Below are 16,452 nucleotides of genomic sequence, written 5' to 3' on the forward strand. Positions count from 1 at the left end.
AGCCGGCGGCCCTCCGGCCCGCGGCTGAGCTGTCGACAGTGGAACGTCGTGACCGACACGCCGTCGGCGTGTCGGTCACGACGTTCCACTGTCCGCGGAGCGACCCGGCCCCGGACGCACGCGAGGCCGCCGACCCGGGGTGGGGTGGCGGCCTCGGTGGCGCGGGCGACGCGCTACGCGGTGCGCGTGTGGAACCGGAGCTGCGCGCGCTCCAGGCCCTCGGTCACGAGGACCTCGACGGCGTCGGCGGCGTCGTCCAGCAGCAGCGGCAGCTCCTTGAGCTCCGGCTTGGCGAAGTCGCGCAGCACGAAGTCGGCCGCGTCCATCCGCCCCGGCGGCCGGCCGATGCCGACCCGCACCCGCAGGTAGTCCTTGGTGCCCAGCGCCTTGGTGGTGTCGCGCAGGCCGTTGTGGCCGCCCTCTCCGCCGCCGATCTTGAGCTTGATCTCCCCGAACGGGATGTCCAGCTCGTCGTGCACCATGATCACGCGCTCGGGCGGCACGTCGTAGTACTTCGACAGCGCCGCGACCGGCCCGCCGGACGTGTTCATGTACGTGGTCGGCTTCGCGAGCACCGCCCGCGGCCCGGGCGCACCGCCGGGCAGGGTGCCGAGGCGCACCTCGGCCGTCGCGGCCTGCGGGCGGCGGGACAGCACGCCGCCCTTCGACCCGAACGACGCCTGCGCGCGCCGCGCGAGCTCGTCGAGCACCATCTGCCCGACGTTGTGCCGGTTCCCGGCGTACTGCGGCCCGGGGTTCCCGAGCCCGACCACCAGCCAGCGCCCTTCGCTCATCGCGGCGCCACTCCCTCCGTCGTCCACCTGCAGGAACGCCGGACGCCCGGCACCGTCACGGTACCGGGCGTCCCGACGCGGTCGGCGCGCAGCGCGCGCGCCGGGTGGGTCACTCCGCGGCAGCGGCCTCGGCGGCCTCGGCCTCGTCGGCGGCGCGGTCCTCGGCGGAGACCGTCGGGACCGTGACGGTGACGATGACCTGCTCGGCGTCGCCCTCGAGCACGGAGCCCTCCGGGAGCGTCAGCTCGCCGGCGGTCAGCGCGGTGCCGGCCTCGAGGCCCTCGATGGAGACCTCGACGTGCGCGGGCAGGTGCGTGGCCTCGGCCTCGAGGGTCAGCGTCTGGGTCTCGACGATGTGGATGGTGCCCGGGGCCGACTCGCCCACGACCGTGACCGGGACCTCGACCTGGACCTTCTCGCCGCGGCGGACGATCAGCAGGTCGACGTGCTCGATGACGTTCTTGACCGGGTCGCGCTGGACGTCCTTGGCCAGGGCCAGGACCGGCTTGCCGTCGAGCTGGATCTCGAACAGCGCGTTCGCGGCGCCCTTGACCGCGAGCATGGTCTCGTGGCCCGGGAGGGCGACGTGGACCGGCTCGGTGCCGTGCCCGTACAGGACGGCCGGGATCTGGTGGGCGCGACGCAGGCGGCGGGCGGCGCCCTTGCCGAACTCGGTGCGGGCGGTGGCGGCGAGCTTGATCTCGGACACGGTGACTCCTGGGGCGCTGAGAAGGGCGATGGCGAGCGGTGGTGGCCTCGACGCGGGGCGCGGGACGGGCACGCGGAGGCGTTCCACCCTGTCGATCACGGACCGGCGGACCCGGGTCTCTCCGGTGACCGTCCGACATCCCTCGCCGAGGCAACTGGACGATCCTACCCGGGCCCGCGCCCCGCACGAAACCAGGCCCCGCACCCCCCGGCGGCGGCCGCCGCGCCCCGCGACGCGTGGAGGCCCGCTCCCCCGTCGCGGGGAAGCGGGCCTCGGGCGCACGTGCGGCGACGGGCGCCGCGCGCGCAGGTCAGGACTGGCCGTCGAACAGGCTGGTCACCGAGCCGTCGTCGAACACCTCGCGGATCGCCCGGGCGATGAGCGGCGCGATGGACAGCACCGTCAGGCCCTCGAACCGGCGCTCCTCCGGGATCGGCAGCGTGTCCGTGATGATCACCTCGCGGGCGCCGGACTGCTGCAGGCGGTCGATCGCCGGGTCGGACAGCACGCCGTGGGTCGCCGCCACGATGACGTCCTTCGCGCCGGCCTCGTGCAGCACGCGCACGGCGCCGGCGATGGTGCCGGCGGTGTCGATCAGGTCGTCGACGAGCACGCAGGTGCGCCCCTCGACGTCGCCGACGACGCGGTTCGCGACGGTCTTGTTCGGCTGCCGGATGTCGCGCGACTTGTGCACGAAGGCCAGCGGGCCGCCGCCGAGCTTCTGCGCCCACAGCTCGGCGACGCGGATGCGGCCGGCGTCCGGGGACACGACGGTGACGTTCTGCACGTCGACCCGGGTCCGCACGTACTCGGTGAGGATCGGCATGGCCCACAGGTGGTCCACCGGGCCGTCGAAGAAGCCCTGGATCTGCGCGGCGTGCAGGTCGACGCTCATCAGGCGGTCGGCGCCCGCGGTCTTGAACAGGTCCGCCATCAGGCGGGCCGAGATCGGCTCGCGGCCGCGGTGCTTCTTGTCCTGCCGCGCGTAGCCGTAGAACGGCGCGATCACGGTGATGGTCTTGGCCGAGGCGCGCTTGAGGGCGTCGACCATGAGGAACTGCTCCATCAGCCACTGGTTGATGGGCGCCGCGTGGCTCTGCAGCACGAACACGTCCGCGCCGCGCACCGACTCGGCGAACCGCACGTAGATCTCGCCGTTGGCGAAGTCGTAGGCCGTGGTGGGCAGGAGGTCGATGTCGAGGCTCTTGGCCACCGCGGCGGCGAGCTCGGGGTGCGCGCGCCCGGAGACCAGGACGAGCCGCTTCTCACCGTCCTGCGAGACGATCCCGGTCATCGTGCGGTGTCCTCCGTGCTGGGCTGGGCGTCGGGCAGCGGGACCGGGTGGTCCGGCAGGGTCGGGGGTGGCGTGCGGTGCACGCCGGAGCCGGCGCTCGCCTGCCCGGCGCGCTCGCGCTCGGCGCGCGCCTGCGGCGAGAGCTCCGCGTCCTCGTCGCGCGCGCGGGCGGCGGCCTCGGCGGCCGGGGTGCCCGGGCGGGACCGGGCGACCCAGCCCTCGATGTTGCGCTGGGCGCCGGCGCTGACCGCCAGGGCACCCGCCGGCACGTCGTGCCGGATCACGCTGCCGGCGCCGGTGTACGCGCCGTCGCCCACCTCGACCGGGGCGACGAACATGTTGTCCGAGCCGGTCCGGGCGTAGGAGCCGATCGTGGTGCGGTGCTTGCGCACGCCGTCGTAGTTGACGAACACCGAGGCGGCGCCGATGTTCGTCTCGACGCCGATGGTGGCGTCGCCGACGTAGGACAGGTGCGGCACCTTGGACCCGGCGCCGATCTCGGCGTTCTTGGTCTCCACGAACGTGCCGATCTTGCCGCGCTCGCCGAGCACGGTACCCGGGCGGAGGTAGGCGAACGGGCCGACCGTCGCGTCCTCGCCGACCACGGCCAGCGAGCCGTGCGTCCGGACGACCGTCGCGCGGGCGTGCACCTCGACGTCCTGGAGCGTGGTGTCCGGGCCCACGGTGGCGCCGGTGGCGACCGAGGTGGCGCCGAGCAGCTGGGTGCCGGGCAGCAGCGTCACGTCCTGCGCGAGCTCGACGTCGACGTCGACCCACGTGGTGGCCGGGTCGACGACGGTCACGCCGGCGCGCATCCAGCGGTCGAGCACCCGGCGGTTGAGCTCCGCGCGGAGCACCGCGAGCTGGGCGCGGTCGTTGACGCCCTCGACCAGCACCGGGTCGTCGGTGCGCAGCGCGCGCACCCGGCCGCCGTCGCCGCGCGCGATCGCCAGGACGTCGGTCAGGTAGACCTCGCCCTGCGCGTTGTCGCGGCCGAGCCGGCCGAACGCGCCGCGCAGCACGGCGGCGTCGAACACGTAGACGGACGAGTTGATCTCGGCCACCGCGCGCTGGGCGTCGGTGGCGTCCCTCTCCTCGACGATGCCGAGCACGTCACCCGCGTCCGGGGCGTCCGGCGCGGCGCGCAGGATGCGGCCGTAGCCGGTCGGGTCCGGGACCTCGGTCGTCAGCACGGTCACCGCGTTGCCGTCGGCGGCGTGCGCGGCGAGCAGCTCGCCCAGCGTCTCGCCGTCCAGCAGCGGGATGTCGCCGGCGAGGACCACGACCGGGCCCTCGACCAGCACGCCGGAGACGCTGCCGGGCTCGCCCGGGCCGTCGCCGGCCGACGCGGCCTCGGCCTGCGCGGCGGCGTCGAGCACGGACAGCGCGCACTGCACGGCGCGGCCGGTGCCGGGGACGTCGTCCTGGTCGGCCACCAGCACCTGCGGCAGCAGCTCGCGGGCGTGCGCCGCGACCGCCTCGCGCTCGTGCCGGACCACGACCGCGGTGCGCCGCGGCTCGAGGGCCTGCGCGGCCGCGAGCGCGTGCCCGAGCATCGAGCGGCCCGCGAGGGTGTGGAGGACCTTCGGAGTGGCGGATCGCATCCGCGTTCCCTCGCCTGCGGCGAGGACGATGACCGCGGCGGGGCGGGGGGTGGTCACCTGTGGGTGCTCCCTGTGAGAGGTCTGCCCGCGCGCCGGTGAGGGCGAGCCGGGCGGGGACGTCGTGCGCTGACGCACTCTACCGCCGCCGGGGAGCCCGCCGTCGCGGGTCCGGCCCGGCGGCACCATGATGGGACCGGCGCGGGTGCCGGACGGGGGCCCGCCGGTCCCCGAGAGGAGCGCCGCCATGACGGACGCGACCGCCCCCGGCGCCGCACGGCCCCGGGTCGTGCAGACGGTGCTGGACACCACCGATCCGCGGGGCCTCGCGGAGTTCTACCGGGAGCTGCTGGGCATGACGTACCGCCCGGGCGACGAGCCGCCGGCGCCCGGCGAGCCGGACGCGCGCGGGGACGACTGGCTGGTCCTGCGGGGTGACGGGCTGTGGCCGCTGGCGTTCCAGAAGGTGCTCCAGATCACGCCGCCGACGTGGCCGGAGCCCGCGGTGCCGCAGCAGCTGCACCTGGACATGACGGTGCCCGACGGCGACACCCTGGACGCGGAGCGGGACCGCGCGGTCGCGCTCGGCGCCCGGCTGCTGCTCGACCGCCGGGACGACCCGGACGAGCCGCTGTACGTGTTCGCCGACCCGGCGGGCCACCCGTTCTGCATCTTCGTGGGCTGAGGCGCGGCCGCGCCGCACCGCGGCGTTTGACGGGGCGCGCCCGGCCGCCGTACAACTGACGCCACCAGGGTTGTTACTGAGCGGTTCAGGCAAGACCTGAGGCACCGGCGAGCGTCGGACGCCTCAGGTCTTTTTTGTTGCCCTGGCGCGCCGTCCGACGCAGGCCGGCGCGACGAGAAGGGAAGTCCGGCAATGCCTCGACGTCGAGCACGAGTCGCCACCGCCTCCGGCCTGCACGCCCGCCCGGCGTCGCTGGTCACCCGCAAGGCCGCCGAGGGCGGCCACCCCGTCCTGATCGGCCGCGAGGGCGAGCCCGGCGTGGACGCCTCGAGCATCCTGTCGGTGATGGGCCTGCGCCTGCAGCACGGAGACCAGATCGAGCTGAGCTCCACGTCCGAGGACGCCGAGGCGCTGCTGGACGAGCTGGCCGCGCTGCTGGAGAGCGACCTGGACCTGGTGGAGCAGGCGTGACCACCGTCGACGCCGCCCCCGCCGGGGCCCTCGCCGCCGGGACGGTCCTGGCGGGCATCGGCGTGGGGCGCGGCGTGGCGCTGGCCCCCGTCGCCCTGGTCGCCGCCCCGCCGGCGATCCCCGCCGACGAGCCCGCGCCCGCCGACCCGGCCGCCGCCGAGGCCCGCCTGCGCGCGGTGCTCGCGGAGGTCGGCGACGACCTGCGCGCCCGGTCCGCCGCGACGCCCAACGCCGACCTGCGGAGCATGCTCGAGGCCGCCGCCACGATGGCCGGCGACCCCGCGCTCGCCGCCGAGGCCGCCCGCCTCGTGCACGCCGGCACCGGTCCGGCCACCGCGCTGGACCAGGCCGTCGAGGGCTTCGCCGCGGTGTTCACCGCCGCGGGCGGCGACCTGGCCGAGCGCGCCACGGACCTGCGCAGCGTCCGGCACCGCGCCGTGGCCCGGCTGCTCGGCGTGCCCGAGCCCGGCCTCGCCCCGCTCGACGCCCCGGCCGTGGTGGTCGCCGACGATCTGTCCCCGGCCGACACCGCGGCGCTCGACCTGTCGAAGGTCGCGGCGATCGTGACCGAGCTCGGCGGCCCGACCAGCCACACCGCGATCGTCGCCGGCCAGCTCGGCCTCCCGTGCGTCGTCCGCGTCGCGGGCGCCACCGGCCTGGCCGCCGGCACGCCGGTCCTGGTCGACGCCGCCGCCGGCACCGTCGAGGTGTCGCCGGCCGCCGAGGCCGCCGACCGCGTCGCCCGCCGCGCGCAGGACGAGGCCGTCGTGGCCGCCGTCACCGGCCCCGGCGCGACCGCCGACGGCCACGAGGTGCCGCTGCTGGCGAACGTCGGCACCCCCGACGACGCCCGCTCGGCCGCGCCGCGCACCGAGGGCGTGGGCCTGTTCCGCACCGAGGTGCTGTTCCTCGACGCGCGCACCGAGCCCGCCGTCGCCGACCAGACGGCCGCCTACGCCGAGGTGATCGAGGCGTACGCGGGCCGCAAGGTCGTCATCCGCACGCTCGACGCCGGCGCCGACAAGCCGCTGGCGTTCGCCACCCAGGCCGACGAGGAGAACCCGGCGCTCGGCGTCCGCGGCTACCGGCTGGTCCGGTCGCTGCCGGGCATCGTCACCCGCCAGCTCGAGGCGCTGGGCGCGGCGGTCCGCGCGCTGCCCGCCGAGCGGCAGGCCGACGTGTGGGTCATGGCGCCGATGATCGCGACTCCCGCCGAGGCCCGGGCGTTCGCCTCGGCCGCGCGCGAGGTCGGCATCGTCAAGGTCGGCGTCATGGTCGAGGTCCCCGCGGCGGCGCTGCTGGCCGAGGCGATCCTGGCCGAGGTCGACTTCGTGTCCCTGGGCACCAACGACCTGGCGCAGTACACGATGGCCGCCGACCGGCTGCGCGGCGAGCTCGCCGACCTGCTGGACCCGTGGCAGCCGGCCGTGCTGTCGCTCGTGGCGGCCACGGCGTCGGCCGGGGTCCGGGTCGGCAAGCCCGTGGGCGTGTGCGGCGAGTCGGCCTCCGACCCGCTGATGGCGCTGGTGCTGGCCGGCCTCGGCATCACCAGCCTGTCGATGGCGGCGGGCCGGGTGCCGGCCGCGCGGTACGCGCTGCGGTCGCTGACGCTGGAGGCGTGCCGGGCGCTGGCCGCGGCCGCGCTGGCGGCGCCGGACGCCGCGTCCGCCCGGGCGGCGGTCCGCGCCGGGCTGGACGCCGACGTGGCGCGGGTCCTCCTCGGCGAGGACTGACACCGACCCCGTCGGGCGGGCTCCTACGCAGGCCCGCCCGGCGGCCCCTCGGGGCCTGGGTCGCGCGTGGGGCCGCCCGGACGACCCCGGTCCGCGGCCCGCCTCCCCGCCCCTCCCCGGGTCGACAGTGGAAGGTGGTGACGGACACGCCGGCGGCGTGTCCGTCACCACCTTCCACTGTCACCGTGAGCGTCAGGACAGGGCCAGGTGCACGGCCGCGAAGCCGACCGCGCCCACGAGCGCCGCGGCGGGGAGCCGGCGCAGCACCGCCCGCGTCTGACCCCCGACCCGGCCCAGCAGCGGCACGAGCAGCGCCGCCACGACGGCGAACACGGCCGCGTCGCCCCAGGACCGCAGCGCGACCGCGTAGGTCACGACCGCCTCGGCCAGCCAGCACCCCGCGAGCAGCGCCGGGCCGAGCCCGCGCCACCGGCCCGCGGCGGTCCGCCACAGCCGCCCGGCCCAGCCGAACACCGGCCCGCCGACGACGCCCGACACCGCCCACACGGCGACCGACGACGCCCCGACGCCGAACCCGCGCAGGTCGGCCACCAGGTAGTAGCCGGCGACCTGGCCGACGCAGGCGAGCAGGCCCGCGAGCGCCGCGACCCACCAGCGCCGGGCCAGCGCGCCCACCAGGAACGACGCCACCAGCCACGGGCTCACGGCGTTGGCCAGGCCGGCGAACCAGGTGCCGCCGAGCACGGTCTGGCCGAACGAGGTCAGCGCGCCGACCACGAGCCCGGCGCCGACCGCGGCGGCGAGCACGCCGGGCGCGGGGAGGCCCGGGGCGGGGGTCGGGCCGGCCGAGCGCGCGGCGGGGTCGCGGTCGCCGGGACCGGCGGCCGGGACGCCGGGGGCGGGCGCGGGCTCGGGCGCGGGGTGCGGGTCGCGCGCGGCGCGCGGGGCGGGGACGGCGGTGCTCACGGTCCCCATCCGACCGCGCGCACCCCCGCGCCGTCGTCCCCCCGGGGCCGGACCGCTCCCCCGCGCGCGTCCACCCGGGGTCGGGCCCGCGGGCGGGGCCCGTGGCGCGCCGGGGCGCCCGCGGGCGCCCCCGGGTCCGTGCGCCCGATTCTCGCGCCGTCACCCTCATGATCAGGTGGCAGCGCGAAAATCGGGTGCGGGCGAGCCGGCCCGGCCGCCGCGGGCCTCACCCCGCCCGCGCCGCCAGGCCCCCGGCCGACGGGGCCGTCGCGCGCACCGCCGCCGCGACCGGCAGCGTCAGCCCGATCAGCGCCACGACCGCCAGCAGCCCACCGAGCACCACCGGGTCCAGCACCGGCACCGGCACGCCGAGCAGCCCCTGCCCGACCCCGAGCAGCGCGGGCAGCACCGCCGCGAGCCCGACCGCGACCGCGGTCCCGGTGATCAGCGCCGACTCCGCGGCCACCATCCGGATCAGCTGCGCGCGGGTCGCCCCGGTCCGGCGCAGCAGCGCCAGCTCCGCCCGCCGGGTGCCGACCAGGCCCACCAGCGCGTTGCCCGCCGCGACCGCGACGAACGCCAGCAGCGCCAGCAGCAGCGCCGTCCCGAGCCCCTGCTCCCCCGCCGCGGCGTCCCGCACCGACCGCGCGTACCCGGCGGGGTCGGTGACGTCGAGCCCGGTCGCCGCGACAGCCGCCCGCACGTCCCCGGCCGCGGCCGGGTCCTCGGCGCGGACCAGCAGCACGCCGCCCTCCGCCCCGGCGGCGACCGCCGTCCCGGAGCCGACCAGGTAGTCGCCCAGCCCGAGACCCCGCTCGTAGACCGCCACCACCGTCAGCTCGACCTCGGAGCCCCCGACCCGCACCTCCACCGGGTCGCCCAGCCCGCTGGTGCCGAGCGCCGCCTCGCTGCTGATCGCGATCGTGCCGTCCCGGCCCAGGTCGTCCAGCGAGCCGGACCGCACGTCGGGGTCGAGGAGCGTCGCCTCGGCGGGCACCGTCCGCAGCGTCGCCGCCTCCCAGGACAGCCCGTCGAGGAACGGCAGGTCCTCGTCCTCCTGGTCGGTCCGGACCTGCGCGGCCACGCCGGCGGTCACGCCCGCGGCGGCGACGCCCGGCAGCGCGGCCACCTCGGCGGCCCGCGCCTCGGCGACCCCGCCCGCGGCCGGGTCCTCGGCCACCACGTCCGCCACCACGGCGTCCCGCACCTGCTGCTCCGCGGCGTCGACGATCGCCCGGTTCGCCCCGGACTGCACGGTGCCGAGCGCCAGCAGGAGCGCGAGCGGCAGCACCGCCCCCGTGAGCCGCCGGGAGAACCCGCGGGCGTTGGTCAGCGCGAGCGTCGGCACGGCGCGCGACCCGCGGGTGAGCCGCAGCCCCCGCTCCGCACCCCACCGGACCAGCAGCGGCCCGACCAGCGCGGCGGCGATCAGCAGCACGATCGCCGACGTCGTCGCGGCCGCGGCGCCCGCGATCCCGGGCAGGGCGAACGGCACCAGCGCGGCGACCAGCCCGGCCACGGCCAGCACGGCCGCCGTCACGGCGCGCGCCCGCGGGATGCCCCGCGGCTCGACCGCGGCCTGCTGCACGGCGCTCGCCGGGCTCAGCCGCGCGCTCTCCCGTCCGGCCAGGCGCGCGCCGAGCAGCGCCGTCGGCACCAGCAGCGCGAGCGCGCCGAGCACCGGCCACGGCGACAGCGCGGGCGCGTACCCGGCCGGCACGACCCCGCCGGCGACCAGCACGTCGGCCAGCAGCGGTGCGAGCAGCAGCCCGGGGACGGCCCCGAGCGGCGCGGCGACCGCGAACACCAGCAGCACCTCCGCGGTCACCAGCCGGCGCACCTGCCCGGTCGTGGCGCCGACGGCCCGCAGCAGGGCGAACTCCCGCGCCCGCGGCCGGAGCGCGCCCGCGAACGTCGACGCGACCACCAGCAGCGCGATCAGCACCGCGGTCCCCGCGAACGACGAGGCGACGGCCAGCAGCATCGAGGCGGCGGGGTCGTCGGCCGCGCCGGCGGCGAGCCGGACCCCGGCCTCCACCCAGACGCCCGTCGCGGTGAGCAGCGCGGCCGCGAGCCCCACGACCAGCGCGCTGCCGGCCAGGCTGCCGCGGTGCACGCGGACGGCGGACCGGGCCATCGACCCGACGGCGCTCATCGGCCCAGCTCGATCATCCGGGCCGTGACCTGCTCGGTCGTCGGCGCGTCGAGGTGCCCGGCGATCAGGCCGTCGGCGAGGAACAGCACGCGGTCCGCCGCGGCGGCGACGTGCGCGTCGTGGGTGACCAGCACCAGCGTCTGCTGCAGGGTCTGCGCGGTCGAGCGCAGCACCTCCAGCACCTGGCCGCCGGTGTGCGAGTCGAGCGCGCCGGTCGGCTCGTCGGCGAACACCACCGCGGGCCGGGTGACCAGCGCGCGGGCGATCGCGACGCGCTGCGCCTGCCCGCCGGACAGCTCGCCCGGCAGCCGGTCGTCCATCCCCTCGAGCCCGACGGCGGCCATCAGGTAGCGGCGCAGGTGCGCGTCGGGCTCGCGGCCGCCGAGCAGCAGCGGCAGCGCGATGTTCTCCGCCACGGTCAGGTGGCCGACCAGGTTGTACGCCTGGAACACGAAGCCGATCCGGTCCCGCCGCAGCCGGGTCACCGCGTCGGGCGACATCGCCGTGAGGTCGGACCCGCCGACCACGACGCGCCCGCTCGACGGCCGGTCCAGGCCGGCGGAGACGTTGAGCAGCGTCGACTTCCCGGAGCCCGACGGCCCCATGACCGCCGTGAACGAGCCGGGGGCGAGCGCCAGGGAGACGCCCGCCAGCGCCGCGACCGTGCCGCGGCCGTTGGGGTAGGTGCGGTGGACCCGGTCCAGCAGCACGGCGGGCTGGGCGCCGGCCGGGGGGGCGGCCGGGCTCGCCGGGCTGGTCGGGGTGGGTGCGGTGGCGCTCATGGCCGGTCTCCTCGTCTGGGGTGCTGCGTCCCCTCGACGCTAGGAATCCGGCCCCCTCGCCCTCCAGCCGCCTGCGACGGAACCGGCGGGCCTGCATCCTTCGACGCAACCGGTCCGCCGCGCGGCGGACCGCGCCCGGCGTCAGCCCTCGTCGGGGACCGTGACCACCCGGTTCTGGTACGCCCAGACGACGGCCTGCAGCCGCGACCGCACCCCGAGCTTCGGCATCATCCGCGCGAGGTGCGACTTCACCGTCGACACCTCGACCACCAGCTCCGCGGCGATCTCCTCGTTCGACATGCCCTGCGCGAGCAGCCGGAGGATGTCCTGCTCCCGGGCGGTCAGCACGTCGGCCCCCCGCTGCACCGTCACGGGCTGCAGCCGGCGGCGGTCCGCGAACTCGCGCAGCACCCGGCGGGTCAGCGCCTGGTCGAGCGTGCCCCGCCCCGCCGCGACGTGCCGCACCGCCCGGACGATCTCCTCCGGCTCGGCGTCCTTGAGCAGGAACCCCGACGCGCCCGCCTCGAGCGCGCCGAACACGTAGTCGTCGAGGTCGAACGTCGTCAGCACCAGCACCGGCACCGGGCGCTCGGCCTCCGGCCCGCACAGCTCCCGCGCGACGCTGATCCCGTCCCGGCCGGGCATCCGGATGTCGAGGACCGCCACGTCGGGCTCGGCGGTGCGGGCGAGCGCGACCGCCTCGTCGCCGTCCGCCGCGACGCCCACGACCTCGAGGTCGGGCTCGGCGGCGAGCAGCGCGGACAGGCCGGCGCGCACCAGGGGCTGGTCGTCGGCGATGAGCACCCGGGTCACGGCGCGCCCTCCTCTGCTCGGGGCTCGCGCGGCAGCACGAGCCGGACCTCCCAGCCCCCGTCGGGGGTCGGGCCGTGCCGCAGGTCGGCGCCGACGAGCTCGGCGCGCTCCCGCATCCCGCGCAGGCCGTACCCGGGGTGCCCGGGGTCGCCGGCCCGCGGCTCGCCGGTGGGCACCCCGTTCCGCACCGTCAGCACGACCGAGTCGGCACCCCGGTCGTCGACCGTCACCCGGCAGGCCGCGCCCGTCGCGTGCGTCCGGACGTTCGCGAGCGACTCCTGCACGATCCGGTACCCGGCGAGCTGGGCGAGCGGCCCGACGCCGGCGCCGAGCGGCGCCGCGTCCGCCCCCGGGGCCCGCAGCACCTCCAGCGTCACGTCCCGGGGGGCGCCGGGCGCCGCCGCGACCAGGTCCGGCACCGCCGCGAGCGTCAGCGCCGACGTCTCCGCGCCGTCGTCCTCCCGCAGCAGCCCGACCAGCCGGCGCAGGTCCGCGAGCACGACACGGCTCTGCTCCCGCACCTCCCGCACCCCGCGGCGCGCGGCCTCGGGGTCCGTGGTGATCTGCCGGTCGATCGCCGACGCCATCAGCGCGATGCCGGACAGGTGGTGCGCCGCGAGGTCGTGCAGCTCGCGGGCCATCGCGGTCCGCTGCTCCGCCAGCGCCGTCCGAACCCGGGCCTCCTGCTCGCCGGCGAGGGCGCGGAGCTCCCCCTCCTGCGCCGCCCGGACCGCCCGGCGCGACGACACGACCAGCGCCGGCACCAGCCCGAGCGCCACCACGGCCAGCGCCTGCGCCGCCGCGGCGAGCGCGACGAGCGGTGTGCCGGGTGCGTCGACCGCGTCCACCCCCGCGACCGCGGAGGCGACCGCGAGCAGCAGCACCCCGGCGGCGAGCGCCAGGCGGATCCGGGCGAGCGGCACGGCGACGGCGGCGCGGTACACCGCGACCACCACGGCCAGCGTGAGCAGGCCGGACGCGCTCACCTCCGGGCCCCCGCCCGCGAGCGCGACCCCGAGCGGGACGGCCGCGACGACGAGCAGCGCGGCGCGGGGCGCGGTCCGGGCGACGGCGACCGCGCCGGCCTGCACCACCAGCGTCGCGACGACCAGCCACCACCCGAGGGCGCCCACGGCCGGCACCGGCACCGGCTCGGCCGGCTCCATCGCGGCGAGCGCCGGGAGCGCGAGCAGCCCGGCCACGCCGAGCGCGAGCGTCACGCCGGCCGCCACGACGTCCCCGCGCCGGACGGCCGCCAGGGCGGGGGCGGCGGCGGACGCGGGCAGCGGCACGGGCACGTCGGGCATCGTCGCACGGCGGCCGAGCGCGTCGTCGACGCCCGACGGGCGCGCGGTGGGGTGGAGTCCGCTGCACGACGAGGTGACCGCGGAGGAGTAGACGCTCGAGCGGCCTCGCTGCGGACGACGTGGACTCTGCTGTCGTACTCGACCGGTTCGGCGACGTCGCCGACCTCGCCCTCCGCTCCGTCGCACCTCGTCGCCTCCTGGGCTCTGAGGTCCGGATCGGCGTCACCGTCGCCGGCCTGAACCCCGTGGACTGGCAGATCGTCGAGTCGAGCACGCTCGCAGCAGCGTTCGTGATCGACGTCCCTGCGGACGATCACGGAGATCGGCCCGTCGGTGAGCCGATGGCGCGTGGGAGATCGCGTCTTCGGTGGAGCCCGCGGCCGGGCCGTGGCGACGTCGATCACTGTCGACGAACGCCATCCGAGCCTGCACCGCACACCTGCTGGTGTCTCCGACCTCGAGGCCGGGACTCTGGACATCGCCGGACGTACCGCGTCGGCCGTCGCTGACGCCTTGGCTGCGGAGCCCGGCGAGACCGTCCTCGTCGGCGCCGCAGGCGGCGGAGTCGGTTCGATCCTGACCCAGCTGCTCGTCCGCGGCGGCGTCGGGGTGATCGGGACGGGTTCGGCGGCCTCTGCCGACCACATCCGATCGCTCGGTGCGCGGCCCGTGACCTACGGCCCTGCTCTCGACGGCGAGATCGCCGCCATGGGCGTCTCCGTCGCTGCCGCCGCCGACCTGCACGGCACGGAAACCGCCGAGACGGCGATCCGCCTGGGGGTGCCGCGGCACCGCGTCGTCACCATCGAGGCTGACGGTCCGCCGGCCGGGGTCGTGCAGGTCAACGGCTCCGACGCGCGACCGGACGCGCTGCACCGTCTGCTCGCGCTCATCTCCGAGGGCGGGCTTCGGGTCCCGGTCGCGGCGGTCTACGGCCTCGAGCAGTTCCAGCAAGCGGTGACCCACCAGACGAGCCGGCACGTCCACGGCAAGATCGCCATCACGCCCGGACGGTAGCGACACGCCGGCTCCGCCCCCAGGATTCGAACCCGGACCTCAAGGCTCCAAAGGCCTGCGTGCTGCCGTTACACCAGGGCGGACCGCGGGCGGGCCGGGCGTGCCGGCTCCCCCGCGTCGGCCGCCAGTCTGCCAGCCCGGGACGCGCTCCCGGGCCGCGTCAGCCCGCGAGGCGCATCGAGGCGAGCCGGTTCAGCGACACCTGCTGCTCCGCCGCCTCGATCGCGAGCCTCCGGTGCAGCTCCGGCGGGATGCGGACGACGAACCGCCCGGAGTACACCCGGTCGGCCAGCGCGGCGGGTGGGTCCTCCCCGGACTCCACCATCTCGGCGATCACGTCCTCGACCAGGCGCTGGATCCCGCCGAAGGCCAGCGCGCGGTCGGCGTCGAGCCACGACAGCGACGGGAACTCGACGACGGTGCCGACGTAGGCGTCGTCCTCGGGCGACCATCCGACGCGGTAGCTGTAGTGGTCCTCGTAGGTGCTCATCGCGCTCCCTGCTCCTCTCCCGCCTCGGTCGCGAGCCTGTCGACTGCCGCCAGCACCTGACGCACCTGGTATGCCTTGGCCCTGCCGTGGTCGTCCTGGATGTTCACGCGCGGGTCACCCCGCCACGGCGTCGCGAACACCTGGTGCGAGGTGCCCCGCTGCCGCGGTTCGCCGAAGAAGTGGCGGCAGACCCGCGCGAGGTCGACGAACCGCACACCGGCGGGTCGTCGGCGCATCTCCTCAAGGATCTTCTCCACTCCGGCCATCGATCGACAGTACCGATAACGGTACTACTCACCGGCGCCACCGCCCCCACCCGGGCGCCGCGCCTGCGAGGATGGCCCGATGACCGCCGAGCCCCGCCGCACGCCACGGACGACGCGCGCCCGCATGACCGCGACGCAGCGGCGTGCGCAGCTGCTCGACGTGAGCCGCCGGCTGTTCGCCGAGAAGGGCTTCGAGGGCACGTCGGTCGAGGAGATCGCCGCCCGCGCCGAGGTGTCCAAGCCCGTCGTCTACGAGCACTTCGGCGGCAAGGAGGGCATCTACGCGGTCGTCATCGACCGGGAGATCCAGGCCCTGACCGGCGCGCTCACCGGGGCGCTCGACGAGGGCGGCCACCCCAAGGTCATGGTCGAGCGGTCCGCGCTCGCGCTGCTCGGGTACATCGAGGACTCCGAGGACGGGTTCCGGATCCTGGTGCGCGACTCGCCGGTGGCGCAGGCGACCGGCACGTTCTCCAGCCTGATCGGCGACGTGGCGACGCAGGTCGAGCACCTGCTCGCCGCGCAGTTCAAGAAGCAGCACCTGGACCCGCGCACGGCGCCGATCTACGCGCAGATGCTGGTCGGCATGGTGGCGCTCACCGGCCAGCACTGGCTGGACGCGCGCAGCCCCAAGAAGGCGGACGTCGCCGCGGCGCTGGTCAACCTCGCGTGGAACGGGCTGTCCGGCCTGGAGCGCCGCCCGCGGCTGACGACCGCCCCGGAGCCGCGGAAGCGCGCCGCGAAGCCCCGCCCGAAGCCGGACGACGCGTCCCCCGGCGACGCGCCCGCGGAGCCCGGCCCGGCGGCACCCGTCGAGTAACCTCGCCCGCATGTCGGCAGCCGTTCCACAAGGTCAGCCCGGCGCGCCCCGGGACGAGGTGGACCGGATCGTCGCGGCGTGGGCGCGCGAGCGCCCCGACCTCGACGTCGCGCCGCTGTCCGTGCTGTCCCGCGTCACGCGGCTGTCCCGGCACCTCGACCTCGCCCGGCGGCAGGCGTTCGCCCGGCACGGGCTGGAGCCGTGGGAGTTCGACGTGCTGTCCGCGCTGCGCCGCGCCGGCGCGCCGTACCGGATGTCCCCGGGCGCGCTGCTCACGCAGACGCTGGTGACCAGCGGGACGATGACGAACCGCGTCGACCGGCTGGCGTCCCGCGCGCTGGTCGAGCGGCTGCCCTCCCCCGACGACCGCCGCGGGGTGCTGGTCAGCCTCACCGACGAGGGCCGCGCCCGCGTCGACGCCGCGATGTCGACGCTGCTGGAGATCGAGCGCGACCTGCTGGCCTCGCTGCCGGCCGCGGAGCGCGACCGCCTGGCGGACCTGCTCCGCACCCTGGTCGCCCCCTTCGACACCCCCTGACCCTCCGCCGAGATGGCAACTCTCGGCTGCGTCGCGGGTCCCGCGCACAG

General features: G+C 77.0%; 17 protein-coding genes and 1 tRNA gene. 6 read left to right on the forward strand and 12 right to left on the reverse strand.

Annotation, left to right across the window (positions count from 1 at the left end; all coding sequences use genetic code 11):
• Positions 1–173 precede the first annotated feature (173 nt).
• From pth to glmU, 4 genes are all read right to left on the reverse strand, one after another.
• Positions 174–794: an aminoacyl-tRNA hydrolase gene (pth, locus tag VER05_RS16905; RefSeq protein ID WP_324846483.1), complete on the reverse strand. Its 621-nt coding sequence runs from the start codon at positions 792–794 to the stop codon at positions 174–176.
• Between the two features lie 109 nt (positions 795–903).
• Entirely contained in the window at positions 904–1,503 is a 600-nt protein-coding gene (locus tag VER05_RS16910) for a 50S ribosomal protein L25/general stress protein Ctc (protein ID WP_324846484.1), read from the reverse strand.
• A 310-nt stretch (positions 1,504–1,813) separates the two neighbouring features.
• A complete protein-coding gene (locus VER05_RS16915) occupies positions 1,814–2,797 on the reverse strand; it encodes a ribose-phosphate diphosphokinase (RefSeq protein ID WP_147795744.1) in 984 nt (327 codons plus the stop codon).
• Positions 2,794–4,458, reverse strand: coding sequence for a bifunctional UDP-N-acetylglucosamine diphosphorylase/glucosamine-1-phosphate N-acetyltransferase GlmU (gene glmU / locus VER05_RS16920; protein ID WP_324846485.1), 1,665 nt, complete (start codon positions 4,456–4,458; stop codon positions 2,794–2,796). Before glmU ends, VER05_RS16915 begins: the two co-directional genes overlap by 4 nt.
• 187 nt (positions 4,459–4,645) lie before the next feature.
• Here glmU and VER05_RS16925 point away from each other — a divergent pair, with 187 nt between their 5' ends.
• The 3 genes from VER05_RS16925 (at position 4,646) to ptsP (ending at position 7,287) form a co-directional block, all read left to right on the forward strand.
• Positions 4,646–5,083, forward strand: a complete 438-nt coding sequence (locus VER05_RS16925) for a VOC family protein (RefSeq protein WP_324846486.1) — start codon at positions 4,646–4,648, stop codon at positions 5,081–5,083.
• Between the two features lie 192 nt (positions 5,084–5,275).
• Positions 5,276–5,554, forward strand: coding sequence for an HPr family phosphocarrier protein (locus VER05_RS16930; protein ID WP_324846487.1), 279 nt, complete (start codon positions 5,276–5,278; stop codon positions 5,552–5,554).
• Positions 5,551–7,287 (forward strand): phosphoenolpyruvate--protein phosphotransferase, encoded by a 1,737-nt coding sequence (ptsP, locus tag VER05_RS16935; RefSeq protein ID WP_324846488.1) that lies wholly within the window; start codon positions 5,551–5,553, stop codon positions 7,285–7,287. Before VER05_RS16930 ends, ptsP begins: the two co-directional genes overlap by 4 nt.
• Positions 7,288–7,479: 192 nt before the next feature.
• Here the strand turns inward: ptsP and VER05_RS16940 are convergent, their stop codons facing one another.
• The 5 genes from VER05_RS16940 to VER05_RS16960 all read right to left on the reverse strand — a co-directional run bounded on the left by VER05_RS16940 (position 7,480) and on the right by VER05_RS16960 (position 13,271).
• Positions 7,480–8,214 carry a DUF6518 family protein gene (locus VER05_RS16940; protein WP_324846489.1) on the reverse strand — a complete coding sequence of 245 codons (735 nt, stop codon included), beginning with the start codon at positions 8,212–8,214 and terminating at the stop codon, positions 7,480–7,482.
• Between the two features lie 226 nt (positions 8,215–8,440).
• The gene (locus VER05_RS16945; protein WP_324846490.1) at positions 8,441–10,369 is read right to left on the reverse strand and encodes an ABC transporter permease; all 1,929 of its coding nucleotides are present in this window, start codon (positions 10,367–10,369) and stop codon (positions 8,441–8,443) included.
• Positions 10,366–11,151: an ABC transporter ATP-binding protein gene (locus VER05_RS16950; protein WP_324846491.1), complete on the reverse strand. Its 786-nt coding sequence runs from the start codon at positions 11,149–11,151 to the stop codon at positions 10,366–10,368. The genes VER05_RS16945 and VER05_RS16950 overlap by 4 nt, the downstream gene beginning before the upstream one ends.
• 141 nt (positions 11,152–11,292) lie before the next feature.
• On the reverse strand, positions 11,293–11,964 hold the full coding sequence (locus VER05_RS16955; protein WP_324846492.1) for a response regulator transcription factor: 672 nt from the start codon (positions 11,962–11,964) through the stop codon (positions 11,293–11,295).
• Positions 11,961–13,271 (reverse strand): sensor histidine kinase, encoded by a 1,311-nt coding sequence (locus VER05_RS16960; protein WP_324846493.1) that lies wholly within the window; start codon positions 13,269–13,271, stop codon positions 11,961–11,963. Before VER05_RS16960 ends, VER05_RS16955 begins: the two co-directional genes overlap by 4 nt.
• A gap of 387 nt (positions 13,272–13,658) precedes the next feature.
• On the opposite strand from VER05_RS16960, the gene VER05_RS16965 reads away from it, so the two are divergent.
• Positions 13,659–14,288: a zinc-binding dehydrogenase gene (locus VER05_RS16965; RefSeq protein ID WP_324846494.1), complete on the forward strand. Its 630-nt coding sequence runs from the start codon at positions 13,659–13,661 to the stop codon at positions 14,286–14,288.
• Positions 14,289–14,299: 11 nt separating this feature from the next.
• Here VER05_RS16965 and VER05_RS16970 read toward each other — a convergent pair.
• The 3 genes from VER05_RS16970 to VER05_RS16980 all read right to left on the reverse strand — a co-directional run bounded on the left by VER05_RS16970 (position 14,300) and on the right by VER05_RS16980 (position 15,044).
• Positions 14,300–14,371, reverse strand: a tRNA-Gln gene (locus VER05_RS16970).
• 77 nt (positions 14,372–14,448) lie between these two features.
• Complete coding sequence (locus VER05_RS16975; RefSeq protein ID WP_324846495.1) at positions 14,449–14,778, reverse strand: type II toxin-antitoxin system HicB family antitoxin; 330 nt, start codon at positions 14,776–14,778, stop codon at positions 14,449–14,451.
• Positions 14,775–15,044 carry a toxin HicA gene (locus VER05_RS16980; protein ID WP_324846496.1) on the reverse strand — a complete coding sequence of 90 codons (270 nt, stop codon included), beginning with the start codon at positions 15,042–15,044 and terminating at the stop codon, positions 14,775–14,777. The genes VER05_RS16975 and VER05_RS16980 overlap by 4 nt, the downstream gene beginning before the upstream one ends.
• 124 nt (positions 15,045–15,168) lie before the next feature.
• Between VER05_RS16980 and VER05_RS16985 the strand changes: the two genes are divergently transcribed.
• The gene (locus VER05_RS16985; protein ID WP_324846512.1) at positions 15,169–15,864 is read left to right on the forward strand and encodes a TetR/AcrR family transcriptional regulator; all 696 of its coding nucleotides are present in this window, start codon (positions 15,169–15,171) and stop codon (positions 15,862–15,864) included.
• A gap of 10 nt (positions 15,865–15,874) precedes the next feature.
• Positions 15,875–16,402, forward strand: coding sequence for a MarR family transcriptional regulator (locus VER05_RS16990; protein WP_324846497.1), 528 nt, complete (start codon positions 15,875–15,877; stop codon positions 16,400–16,402).
• Positions 16,403–16,452 lie beyond the last annotated feature (50 nt).

Origin of the sequence: Cellulomonas sp. (assembly GCF_035634735.1) — a bacterium.
GTDB lineage: Bacteria > Actinomycetota > Actinomycetes > Actinomycetales > Cellulomonadaceae > Cellulomonas.